Source organism: Thermomonospora echinospora (assembly GCF_900108175.1).
GTDB classification, from domain to species: domain Bacteria; phylum Actinomycetota; class Actinomycetes; order Streptosporangiales; family Streptosporangiaceae; genus Thermomonospora; species Thermomonospora echinospora.
In genome coordinates this window covers 74,480-87,012 of record NZ_FNVO01000010.1, presented here as the reverse complement: position 1 = coordinate 87,012, position 12,533 = coordinate 74,480, and the positions used below count along the sequence as shown (strand labels likewise).

The following is a 12,533-nucleotide window of genomic DNA, read 5'->3' as shown; positions in this document are numbered from 1 at the left end:
CGGGCCGGGGGGCCGTGTTGAACCCGGTCGGCGGCAGGGGCCGTACTGCCTGCCGACCCGGGAGAGCGGCGCGGGTGTGCCGCTCTCGTGGATCGGCACGAGCCCCCCGACGCGAAGGAAACGACGATGGACATTCCCCGATGGGCACTCCCCGTGGCGGCGCTCGCCACGGCCGGGATGCTGCTCACCGCGTGCGGCGGCGAAAGCCCCAAGCAGAACGTCGCCGCCGGGTCCAAGCAGACCGCCGAGCCCCTGGAGGACCCGTCCGCAGACCCGTCCGCGGACGTCGAGGCGACCTCGCTGGAGGTCGCCGACGACCCCGAGCTCGGCAAGATCGTGGTGGACGGCGAGGGCAACACGCTGTACCGCTTCGACAAGGACACCGCCGACCCGCCGGCCTCCAACTGCAACGGCGCGTGCGCCAAGGCGTGGCCGCCGGTGACGACCTCCGACGACGCCGCCGTCAAGGGCCTGGACGCCGACCTGGTCGGCACGGTCAAGCGGTCCGACGGCACCGAGCAGGTGACGCTCAACGGCTGGCCGCTGTACCGGTACGCCAAGGACGAGAGCCCGGGCGACACCCGCGGCCAGGGCGTACAGGGCACCTGGTTCGTCAGCACCCCCACCGGCAAGAAGGCCGGGGCCACCCCGTCGCCGGCGCCGCGCAACCAGAACAACGGCGGCGGCAATGGCGGACGCTGGACGGGTAAGACGACGCTGAAGGCGGTCCAGAACGACAGGCTCGGCGCCATCGTGGTGGACGGCCAGGGCCGCACCCTCTACCGCTTCGACAAGGACGTGCCGAAATCCGGCAAGTCCAACTGCAACGGCGCGTGCGCCAAGGCGTGGCCGCCGGTGAAGTTCACCGCCAATATGACCCTCACCGGCATCAAGGGCAAGGTCGGCAACATCATGCGCGCGGACGGCGTCTGCCAGGCGACGCTCAACGGCTGGCCGCTGTACCGGTACGTCAAGGACCAGCAGGCCGGTGACATCCTGGGCCAGGGCGTGCAGGGCACCTGGTTCGTCAGCGACCCGAACGGCAGGAAGGCCCTCGGCGCCGGCGACGCTGACGGCGGCGGCAACGGCGGCGGGGGCGGGGGCTACGGCAACGGCGACGGGGGTTACGGATACTGACGGCCCGGGGACACCGATGGCGGCCGTCACCCGGCGTGATCACGCGACATCCGAACGGAATGCCGCGAGGTCACGCCGGTGGCATGTGCGCCGGGCGCACAGACCGTTTTCGCGGACCCGAGCCGGCCCGGCAGCCGAGGGCGAGCATTCGAAGCGGCATTCGCGCAGGTCCGGCGCCTAGCCGGACGATTGTCCCGCACCGGGCCGACGCCTTGGGCCCCTGGGCCCAGCCTCCGCATTAGGTCCGGCCCAGACTTGACATTGGGCCCCTCCCCGCGCCGAATAATGTGATCACCGCATTTACGTGATGATCCTGCTCGGTTAATCTCGATCCCGTTTCCTGCTGTCCAATGCCGTGCAAGGTCGCACGGGCACCGCCCCGTGCGTCGGCGAGGGCCTGTCCGCGATAACGCGGCGCGGGTGAAGCGGAAGGGGTTCGGTGAGGGATCGACTGGACGTCCTGCGGCTCCGGATCCGCCGGGGCGCATCCGCCGGAACGGTCGTCACGCTGGCGTTGGCGCTGGTCGCCACGGTCTTCGGCGTCGGGGCGCTGGGCCGCGCCGCCAACGTCCACGACGGCAGCGTGTGGCTGTGGAGCAGCAAGCACGCGCAGGTGAGCCGGGTCAACGCGCAGTCCGGCCGGGTCGACCTGCGGCAGCCGGTGATCGAATCTCGCGGCGACCGGGTGCGGGTCACCCAGAATGACCGATACCTGATCCTGCACGACCTCGTCACCGGCCGCGTCACCTCCGTGGACCTGAAGTCCCTGGGCTTCTCCGGCCGCCTGGACGTGGGGGCGCGCGGCGACTTCCGGTTCGTCCTCAGCGAGCACGGCGCGTTCATCGTCGACCGCGCCAGCGGCGAGATCCGGATGGTGGACCCGGCCACCCTGCAGCCCGTCGGCGAGGCGCTGCGCCTGCCCGGCCCGCTACGCGGCGGGGAGTTCGACACCTACGGGGTGCTGTGGGTGGTCTCCCCGGGCCAGGGCACCGCCATCGGCGTGCGGATCACCGGGGGCAAGCCGGCGGTGGCCGAGACGGTGCCGGTGGCCCGGCCGGGCCGCGACCTGGCCGTCACCGTCCTGGACCGCGGGGTGCTGACGGCCGACCGCGGCGGGCGCGAACTGGTGGCGGTGACGGGCGGCAAGGCCCGCCGGATCACCTCCCCGGTGCCGCTGACCGGGGCCGACGTGCCCGACCGCACCAACGGGTCGCTGGGCGCGGTGACCGTGTCGGCCGCCAAGTCCGTGGTGTCGGTCGCCGACGTGGTCGAGGACGGCGACGACACCGTGACCACCAGGCTGGACGACTCCCGTCCCGGCGTCGCGGTGCCGTTCTCCGGCAGGCTCTACGTGCCCGACTCCGACGGCCGCCGGGTCCGCGTCTACCAGCCGGGCGGCCGCCAGGTCGGTGTGATCACCGTGCCCGGCGGCCGCGGCGGGCTGGAACTCCAGGTCCACGAGAACAGCCTGTTCATCAACGACCCGAGCGGCAGCAACGCCGCCGTCGTCGGCTCCGACGGCAAGGTCAAGGTCATCGACAAGGACGAGGGCCCGTCCACCATCGGCGGCGACCGCTCCCGTGACCCGTCGCCCAGTTCCAGCCCGCAGGACGAGCCCAGCGGAGACCGTGAGGGGCCCGTGCCGCCCCCTACCCGCAGGCCCGAGGCTCCGCCGGAGCGGTCGAACCCTCCGCTGCCCCGGCCCACGGCCGTGCCCCCCACGGAGCCCTCGTTGCCTCCCCGGCCGCAGCCGAGCGACACGCCACGCGACCGGCCGAGCGACAGACCAAGCGACAGACCGAGCGGCACGCCGAGCGACAGACCGAGCGGCACGCCCGACCCGTCCTCGTCGCCGCCCGCCTCGCAGCCACCCGGCTCCCCGTCGCCCTCGCCGACGCCTTCCCAGCCGCCCGAGGCCGGCGCCCCGCCCAGTTCCCCGGTGCCGGTGAACGCGGTGGCCGGGGACGGGCAGGTCGAGCTGTCGTGGTCGCAGGCGCACTCCCCCGACGCGCCCGTCGACAGCTACCAGGTGACCTGGAACGGCGGCACCCGCACCGTGCCGGGCACCCAGCTGGGGATCACCGTGACCGGATTGGCCAACGGCACGAAGTACCGGTTCCGGGTGACGGCCACCAACCGGTACGGCACCGGGCCGTTCGCACAGTCCGAGGAGGTCACGCCGGCCGCCGAGCGGCCCGGCGTCCCCACCGACGTCTGGGCCGAGATGCAGGGCACCACCGTCGTCGTGTGCTGGGACCCGGTGGAGGGCGCCGACAACTACACCGTCACGTCCACCGACCACGACGGCGGCAGCACCTACCCGGTGCGGACCGCGAGCGCCTCGCCGCTGATAGGCGGCAGGGTGGAGCTAAGGATCGCCAACATGCCGGCCGGCTCGTGGTCGTTCACGGTGGTGGCGCGCAACTCCTCCGGCGGCGGCGGCGCCCCCAGCGCGCCGAGCAACGTCCTGCGGGTCGAGGGCACCACGCCCGACCCCACCCCCACCCCCACGCCCCCCAACCCCACCCCTACGCCCCCCACCCGCGACCCCGATCCCGAGCCCACGATCCAGCCGCCCGACCCCATCACCCCGGGAGGTGATGCCGGCGGCGACAATGACGACGGCGGCCTCATCAGCGTCGACCCGCCGCCGAACGACGGCCAGCCGGGCCAGGTCGAGCCGGGAGAGCCCACCAGACCGTGACCACCGACACCTACCTGCACGCCCCCGGCAAGCCGCTGACCGCCAACGAGGCCGCCATCGCCGCCGACGAGGCCGACCGGCTGGCCACCGCCATCGAGAGCGTGGTGCTCGGCAAGCCGGGGGTGGTGCGGCTGGCGCTGACCGCGCTGTTCAGCGAGGGCCACCTGCTGCTGGAGGACGTGCCCGGCGTGGGCAAGACGACCCTGGCACGGGGGATCGCCGCGGTGATGGAGGGCGACTGGCGGCGCGTGCAGTTCACCCCCGACCTGCTGCCCGCCGACGTGACCGGGGTCACCGTCTTCAACCAGCGGTCCCGCGAGTTCGAGTTCCACCCGGGCCCGGTGTTCGCCAACGTGCTGATCGCCGACGAGATCAACCGGGCCTCCCCCAAGACCCAGTCGGCGCTGCTGGAGGTCATGGAGGAACGGCACGTCACGGTGGACGGCCACCGCCATCCGGTGCCGCGCCCGTTCCTGGTGGTGGCCACCCAGAACCCGGTGGAGATGGACGGGACGTACCGGCTGCCGGAGGCCCAGCTCGACCGGTTCCTGATGCGGCTGTCGCTGGGCTACCCGGACGCGGCGGCGGAGCTGGCGCTGATGCGGGGGGCGGCACTGCGCTCCCCCGAGGATGTGGAGCCGCTGACCAACGCACGGGGCGTCGCGCTGATGGGCGAGCTGGCGGCCCGGGTGTTCGTGCACGACCAGGTCTACGAGTACGTGCTGAAGCTGGCCCGGCAGACCAGGGAGCATCCGGATCTGCGGCTGGGCGTCTCGCCGCGCGGCACCGTCGCACTGGTGCGCGCCGCCCGCACGCACGCGCTGGCCGACGGCCGCCCGTTCGTCTCCCCCGAGGACGTCAAGGAGCTGGTGGGGCCGGTCTGGGCGCACCGGCTGGTGCTGACCCCGGACGCGGCGCTGCGCGACCTGACCGGCGCGGCGGTGCTGCACCAGATCGTCGAGGCGACCCCGGCGCCGCGTCCGGGGCTGGCGCCGGCGGCCGCGGAACGAGCCTGACGCCGTGCCGACCCGACGGGGGCTGCTGGTCGCGGTGGCGGGGGCGGTGCTGCTCGCCGGGGGCCTGGCGTTCGGGTACCGGGAGCCGGTGCTGCTGGGGGCCTTGGCGCTGCTGACCGTCGCGTCCGCCGTGGCGATGGTGGGGCGTCCGGTCCGGCTGCGGGTGCGGCGGCGGATCCCGACCGTCCGGGTGACCGGCGGCACCACGATCACGGTGACCCTGGAGGCCGTCGTCGAACCGTCCGGCGGGACCGCGCGCCCAGACGCCGGAACGCCCGGACGCGCGGGGCGGCGGTCCCTGGTGGCGGCCGAATGGATCGCCGGTCCCGGCGGGCGGGTCCGGCGGGCGCTGCCCGACCTGCGCGGCGGTTCCGGCCAGGTGTCGTACGAGCTGGCCGCCGAGCGCCGGGGCGTGCTGGACATCGGCCCGCTGGAGGCCGGCCGGATCGATCCACTGGGCCTGGCCGCCACGGTCCGCCGCCACGGCGAGACCACCCGGGTGTGGGTGCATCCGAAGGTGCATCCGATACGGACGGTGCCGGCCGGGCTGATGCCCGATCCCGACGGCCAGGGGGACGCGGTGCAGGCCGGCGGGCTCACCTTCCACGGCCTGCGCGAGCACGTACCCGGCGATGACCTGCGGCAGGTGCACTGGCGCAGCTCGGCGCGGCACGGGCGGCTCATGGTGCGCGAGTACGTGGACACCTCGCGGCCGCGGATCGTGGTGCTGGTGGACGAGCGGGCGGCCGGACGCGACACGCTGGACCAGGTGGCGGAGGCGGCGGCGTCGGTGCTGGCGACGGCGGTCCGGGCCGGGCTGACCTGCGAGCTCCAGCTCTGCGGGGGCCGCCGCGCCGACGGCCGGGCCGGGCCTTCGGCGATGCTGGACCTGCTGGCCGAGATGGAGCCGGCGGCGCCCGGATCCGCCGGGGGTTCCGCCGCCCATCCCGGTCTCGCCCGCGCCTGCCGGCTGCTGCGGATGCGACCGGCCGCGGACGTGGCCGTCCTCATCGGCGCCACCCTCGGGGACGCCGACCTGGCCCTGTTCGGGGAGCTGCGGGACTGCTACCGCGGCCTGGTGGCGGGGATCGTCGGCGGCCGGCCCCGCGCCGCGGTCCCCGGCGTCCTGCTGCTGGCCGGGCAGGACGCCGGGGAGTTCGCCACCAGGTGGGACGAGGTACGGGAGTGGCGGTGAGTCCTGGCGTCCCCGCCCGTGGTGCGGCGGCCTGGACGCTCGGTACGGCGTTGAGCCTGGCGGTGCTGGCCCCGGGGCTGGTGTTCGCGCCCGGCTACACCGACCCCGGCATGGTCCGGTGGCTGCTGGGCTGCGTCGCGGCCGGGTCGGTGGCCGTGGCGTCCCTGCTCGCCGGGCGGCTGCCGCCCGTACGGGCGCTGCTGGGCGGGCTGCCGGTGCCGCTGGCGGCGCTCGTCGCGCTGGCGGCATGGCGTCCGGGCCAGACGCCCGGGGCGGTGGCCGGGGCGGTCGACGCGCTGCTGCACTCCGGCGCCCGCATCCTGACGACGACGCCGCCCGTACCGGTGACGGTCGACACGCTGGCGCTGCCGCTGACGGCGACCTGGCTGACCGGTGCGGCGGCGGTCGCGGCGGCGCGGGCGGCCCGGCCGCTGCTGGCCCTGGTGCCGCCAGTGGTGCTGCTGGTCGGCGCGGTGGTGCTGGCCGGGCCGGACGCGCCGCCCGGCTACCCGGCCGTGGCGGTGCTCGTGGCGGCCGGGGCGCTGCTGCTCGGCACCACGCCCGGCCCGCAGTTCGGGTACGGGCGCATGGACGGCCGTGCGGTGCTGCGCAGCCTCGGCGTCGCGGCGGTGCTGGCCGTGCTGGCCGCGTTCGCCGCGCCGCCGGTGCTGGACGGCTGGGCGCCCACGCCACCGGACCTGCACACGGCCGTGCAGCCGCCCGCCGAACTGGACCAGGCCGTCAACCCGCTGAGCTACCTGCCCGCGTGGGCCGCCGGACCCGCCCGCCCGCTGCTGGAGGTACGGGCCGAGCGGCCCGTCGAGCTGCGCTGGGTGACCTTGGCGGACTTCACCGGCCAGACCTGGCTTCCGGAGGCCGGCTACCGGCCGACCGGCGGGACGGTCCCCGCGCCCGATCCCGCGCCACCCCGTACCACCTCATACCGCGCCGACCTGCGAGTGCACGACCTGCCCGGCCCCTGGCTGCCGGCGGTGGGCCATCCACGCGCGGTGCAGGGGCCGCCGGTCGCCTATGACCCGGCCTCGGGCACGATCGTGACCCGCAGCGGGCAGAGCGCCGGCCGGCATTACACGGTCACCGGGGACGTGCCCGCCTGGCGGCCCGGTGACGCGGTCAATGCGGTGGTGCCCACCGACCCGGAGTTCGAGCGGTACCGGGAGCTGCCGCCGGGGGCGCCCGCCCGGATCCGGGACGTCGCCGCGGTCGTCGCCGGGACCGACAGCCCGTACCGGCAGGCCGTCCGGCTGGCCGAGCACCTGCGCCGCGACTACGTGGTGGACGTGCGGGGACGGGGCGGCCACGGGTACGCCAGCCTGGCGGCGTTCCTGGTCATGCCCGGGGAGGGCCGACGCGGACGGGGCACCCCCGACCAGTTCGCCAGCGCGTTCGCCGTGCTGGCGCGTGCGGCCGGACTGCCCAGCCGGGTCGTCGTGGGGTTCGAGCAGGGCGTCGCGGACGGGCCGGGCCGCTACCAGGTCCGCACCGGTGACGCGGTGGCCTGGGGCGAGGTCTACTTCGACAGGGTGGGCTGGGTGCCGTTCGACGTCGTCCCCGGCAGCCGCACCTCGACGAGGTCGGCGGCGGCCCCCCAAGGCAGCGTGCCCAGCCCGCGGCCGGGCGGGAACGGAGCGGGGCAGCAGCCCGGTGGCGGCCGGCCGGCGACACCCGCCGCCACGCCCCTGTCCGGCCCTGGGGCGGGCGGGGGTTCCGGGGCGTGGCTGCTCGTCGCCGGGGCGCTGGTGGTGCCGGCCCCGTTCGTCGTCGTTCCGCTGCTGCGGCGCCGGCGGACGCGGCGACGGCTCTACCGGGGGACGCCCGCCGAGCGGATCATCGGTGCCTGGGCCGAGGTGCTGGACGGGCTGCGCCTGGCCGGGCGCCCGGTGCCGGCCGCCTGCACCGTCCGGGAGGTGGCCGCCCTCGACCCGGACGCCGGGTTGCGGGAGCTGGCGACCCGGGTGAACATGGTCGGCTTCTGGCCCGCCGGGGGCGTCGACCCGGCTGAGGCCGTCGCGGCGGCCGACTTCGTGGCCGGCTACACGCGCGCGCTGCGGCGGTCACGGCCGCCGCTGCGCCGCCTGCTGTGGTGGCTGGATCCGCGCCCGCTGCTGTGGTGACGTTCAGGTGCGACGCTTGGTGCAGACCGGTGTGGCGGCGGCGACCTGGTCCACGCTGAGCACCGCCACCACGGTGAAGCAGTAGTTGACGCCCGGGTTCAGCCCGCTGATCTCGGTGCGGGTGCTGCCCACGGGCACCTCGGCCAGGGTCGTGGGGGTCCTGCCGGTGGGACCGCCGACCACGTAGTAGGAGGCCTTGCCGCCGCTGCCGTCCCGCCAGGTCAGGGCGGCGGCGACCTGCCGGTCGGTGATGCGCACCTGCTGGGGGGAGTGGGGCCCGTTCGCGCGCGGCTCGATCAGCGTGCCCTCCGGGGCCGGCGCGCTCCCGCTCGCGCCCGGGCGCGGCTTTTCCGACCCACCGCCGCCCAGCGCCGGGATGATGACGAGCAGGCCCAGCACCAGTCCGATCGCGGCGGCGGCGAAATACGCCGAACGGCGGCGGTGCGGGGACGCCGGTTTGACGCGCGGCCCGCGGTGCCCGGGCGGGATCTGCTCGTATCCGCTCTCGTCGGGCGGTGCGAAGCCGGGCCCGATCTCCGTGCGGTAATCGACCTGGAAATCGGGGAGGTCCGCCTCCGGCACGGGGCCGGCCGTGTCGAACGACTGCTGCTCCAGCCCGACCGCATACTGCGGCGAGGGGCCGGCCGTGTCGAACGACTGCTGCTCCAGTCCGACCGCGTACTGCGGCGCGGGGATGGCGTCCGGCGCCTCCTTGGCCGCCTCCGCCACCCCGCCGGTCTCCGCCACAGGGGTCCCGGGGCCGGACCGCCTCTTGGGGGCCACGTCCGGGTCCGGCCCGTACGCGGCCACCGTCCCGGGAGCGTTCGCGCCCTCGGCCGCGGACAGGTTCGGCAGAGCGAGCCAGCCGCCGTCGACGGCCTGCTCACCGGACGACGCCCCCTCTAGAGGATCACCGGCCCAGGCCGAGGCGTCCCCCCCGGCGAAATCCCAGCCGGACTCGGGTCTGCCCGAAACGGCCGCCGACCTGGAATCCGCCGGCGCCCCCGGCCCGCCCGAAGCGGACGGCGAAGCAGCCCCCCGACCGGAAGCGGACTCCCCCGAACCGGCGTCCCCCTCAGAGAGCCCCCAGTCAGTCCCCGGCGCGTCGGGAACGACCGGCAGGCGAGAGTCCGTCAACGCCTCCGGTTCATCAGGAACGGACCGCGAAGCAGCCCCCCGAGCAGAAGCGGGCTCCCCCGGACCGGCGTCCCCCTCAGGGAGCCCCCAGTCGGCCCCCGGCCCACCGGAAGCAGGCGGCGAAGCAACCCCCCGAGCAGAAGCGGACTTCGCCGAACCAGCGTCCCCCTCAGGGAACCCCCGGTCGGCCCCTGACTCATCAGAAGCAGCCGCCCCAGCAGAAGCGGACTTTGCCGGGCCGGCGTCCCCTTCGGCGAAATCCCAGTCGGTCCCCGGCTTGTCCGAAACGGCCGACAGGCGAGGGCCCGTCAACGCCTCCGGCTCTTCGGGAAGGGAACCGGTCGGGGCCTTGGGGACGGTGTCGGACCAGGCGGAAACGGGCTCCCCGAGATCGGGCTGCCCGTCGAAGAACCCCCAGCCCGGTCCCGGTCTTTCCGGGGCGCTCTCGGCGGGCGGTTCGGGGGCCGCGGACCACACGTGGAGGTCCCGCGCTTCCGGCTCGGGCGCCGGGGGGCCGGCGGCCGGAAGGGTCCGGGTGTCGACGGTGGCCAGCGCGGCAGCGAACTCCTCCGCGCTCGCGTACCGTTCGGCGGGGTCCTTGGCCAGTGCCCTGGCCAGTGCCCGCTGCAGACCGGTGGTCGCCGCCGCGCCCGGTACGGGCGGAGCGGGCTCACTCCGCACCCGTTCGCGGTAGGTGAACAGGTCCGGCTCGGTGTCGGGATCGGTGAACGGCGGCCGACCGGCCAGCAAGGTCCACAGCGTGGACGCCAGCCCGTACACGTCGGACGCCGGTGACTGCGGCAGTCCCTGGAGGGCCTCGGGCGGGCGGTGGTAGGGGATCGCCCCGGCGAGCGCGCCGGCGAGTTCCTCGGGGATGCGGCACATCGGGAAGTCGGCCAGCACCGGGCCGGACTCGGCCCGCAGGATGTTGGCCGGTGTCACCGCACGGTGCAGCAGCCCTTCGGAGTGCGCCACGGCCAGCGCCCCCGCGATGGCGCGGCCCACTTCGACGACCTCGCTCACCGGCAACGGGCCCTCGCGGACCAGGACCTCGGCGTAGGAGCCGCCAGGGCAGTACTCCATCGCCGTGTAGGGGCGGCCGGTGGTGGTCACGCCCGTGTCGTAGAGCGTGGCGATGTGCGGGTGCTCGGAGATCCGCAGCGTGCTGGAGCGTTCCTCGTCCCCGACCGCCCCGACCGGCACGGCCGGTTCGTCCAGGCGCAGTACCTTCAGCGCGGCGGGGTTGCCGTCGCCGTCCCGCAACGCGTGGTAGACGACCGCGCCCTTGCCTCGATGGAGTACCGACAGGGAGTGGTATCCGGTGACGAGGCGGGCGATGAACTCATCACCTTTCATCGCCGACATGATCGACATCCTGCCACCGCGCTCCACCTCTTGGGGAGACCCAGAAGGGGGCCCAGTGCCGCATGGTCTCCCTGTCGTGGACGCGGCGACGCCTTCGGGGCGCTGGGGCCTGCGGGGACGGCCGAATATTCGGTGGGGACCGAATGATCTTTCCCCTACCGTCGGGGCCATGACGCGACAGATCACGGCACCGGTCCGTACCTCCCCCGAGCCGGCCGCCCTGGCGGCCGTGGCGGTGACGGTGCTGGCCTGGGCGTCGGCGTTCGTGGCCATCCGGTGGGTCGGCAGGAGTTACGAGCCCGGCGCACTGGCGCTGGGGCGGCTGCTGGTCGGCAGCGCCGCCCTCGGCGCGCTCCTGGCGGCCCGCCGGGCCTGGGTGGCCCCCAACCGCCGCGAGTGGGGGCTGCTGGCGCTGTGCGGGGTGGCCTGGTTCGCCATCTACAACGTCGCGCTGAACGCGGCCGAGCAGCATGTGGACGCCGGGACGACGGCCATGCTGGTCAACATCGGCCCCATCCTGATCGCGGTGTTCGCCGGTCTGCTGCTCGGCGAGGGCTTCCCCCGCTGGTTGCTCATCGGGCTGGCGGTCGCCTTCACCGGGGCCGTCCTGATCGGGCTCGGCACCACCGGCGGCGGTGAGGGCGGTGACGCCGACCTGCTCGGAGTGGTGCTGTGCCTGGTCGCCGCCGTCACCTACGCCATCGGCGTGCTGTGTCAGAAGCCGGTGCTGCGCCGGCTGCCCGCCTTGCAGGTGACCTGGCTGGCCTGCACGATCGGGGCCGTCACCTGCCTGCCGTACACCCCCGCCCTGGTGGACGACCTCGGCGACGCGCCGGTGGGCGCCACCGGCGGGCTGGTCTATCTCGGCCTGGTGCCCACCGCCCTGGCCTTCAGCACCTGGGCGTACGCGCTGGCCCGCATGGACGCCGGGCGGCTGGGCGTGACCACCTACCTGGTGCCGCCGGTCACGATCGTGATGGCGGCGGTCCTGCTGAACGAGTTCCCCAGGCTGCCGGCCCTCGTCGGCGGAGTGGTCTGCCTGGCCGGTGTCGCGCTGTCCCGCCGGTCCTGACCCGGCTCACCGAAGCATCTCCGGTATGTGAAATTTCCACGATGCCGGAATGTCACCGCCGTGAGTGATCATGTCGGTGAACCGGGTCGGCTTCCCACGGTCGCGCCGTGTCGCCGGCCATGTCGCCATGGTTCTCCCTTGGAGAAAGGTGTGCGCATTTTTACGCTCGGTAAGGGTCACCTGGTGAAACGGGGCATACGGTGGGAGAGGTCCTGGATGGTCCGGCTGTTTTACCGCCGTCCGGCAGATCGTGGTCCCGCTCGTTCGGGACGGCCGCCGGAGGGCCGTGGCGGCGCCCCTGACGGGCGTCATGGCCACGACGGTCGGCCCTCCCGCAGCCCTCGGATCGGGGCCCGGCCGCTTCGCCGATCCCGCCGAGCACCCTCGAAGGGGCGACATGTCCGCAGTTCATCGCGCTGGAATCAAGGGATACGGCAAGCCGGCGGCAAAGCATCGACAAAAGGCGGCACGTGGCCGGAATCCCGACGGTGACCGGCCGATTCACATTCGGTGGTGCACGGCGTGGAGGGTCGCGTATAGTCGGAGGCGATCGAGGGCTTTCCACACGTCAGTGCGGAGCCGACCATGTCCGTCCCGACTCCCGCCACCGCATCTGGACGCACACAGGCCGGCGAGCAGGACGTCCCGACGCCGCCGCACGCCGAGGCGTCCCGATCGCGCCGCACACCACCCGGTGAATCGACCGGCCCGGACACCGCCGGCCCGTCGCGCCCGTCCGTATCCGTCCACACTCCAGAGGTCACGGCCGCTG

General features: G+C 74.6%; 7 protein-coding genes. 6 read left to right on the top strand and 1 reads right to left on the bottom strand.

All coding sequences use genetic code 11. The annotated features are described in order from the left end of the window. The first annotated feature begins 126 nt into the window (after nucleotides 1–126). From C4U03_RS22330 to C4U03_RS22310, 5 genes are all read left to right on the top strand, one after another. Entirely contained in the window at nucleotides 127–1,137 is a 1,011-nt protein-coding gene (locus tag C4U03_RS22330; RefSeq protein ID WP_103939809.1) for a hypothetical protein, read from the top strand. Nucleotides 1,138–1,576: 439 nt separating this feature from the next. Continuing rightward, nucleotides 1,577–3,841, top strand: a complete 2,265-nt coding sequence (locus tag C4U03_RS22325) for a fibronectin type III domain-containing protein (RefSeq protein ID WP_103939808.1) — start codon at nucleotides 1,577–1,579, stop codon at nucleotides 3,839–3,841. Beyond that, on the top strand, nucleotides 3,838–4,857 hold the full coding sequence (locus tag C4U03_RS22320) for an AAA family ATPase (RefSeq protein WP_235018044.1): 1,020 nt from the start codon (nucleotides 3,838–3,840) through the stop codon (nucleotides 4,855–4,857). The genes C4U03_RS22325 and C4U03_RS22320 overlap by 4 nt, the downstream gene beginning before the upstream one ends. Nucleotides 4,858–4,861: 4 nt before the next feature. Continuing rightward, nucleotides 4,862–6,052: a DUF58 domain-containing protein gene (locus C4U03_RS22315; RefSeq protein WP_103939807.1), complete on the top strand. Its 1,191-nt coding sequence runs from the start codon at nucleotides 4,862–4,864 to the stop codon at nucleotides 6,050–6,052. Further along, entirely contained in the window at nucleotides 6,049–8,187 is a 2,139-nt protein-coding gene (locus C4U03_RS22310; protein WP_146087469.1) for a DUF3488 and transglutaminase-like domain-containing protein, read from the top strand. Before C4U03_RS22315 ends, C4U03_RS22310 begins: the two co-directional genes overlap by 4 nt. Nucleotides 8,188–8,190: 3 nt before the next feature. Here C4U03_RS22310 and C4U03_RS22305 read toward each other — a convergent pair whose 3' ends face one another. Then, on the bottom strand, nucleotides 8,191–10,680 hold the full coding sequence (locus C4U03_RS22305; protein WP_160147062.1) for a protein kinase domain-containing protein: 2,490 nt from the start codon (nucleotides 10,678–10,680) through the stop codon (nucleotides 8,191–8,193). 178 nt (nucleotides 10,681–10,858) lie between these two features. Here C4U03_RS22305 and C4U03_RS22300 point away from each other — a divergent pair, with 178 nt between their 5' ends. Continuing rightward, entirely contained in the window at nucleotides 10,859–11,761 is a 903-nt protein-coding gene (locus C4U03_RS22300) for a DMT family transporter (protein WP_103939805.1), read from the top strand. Nucleotides 11,762–12,533: the final 772 nt, after the last annotated feature.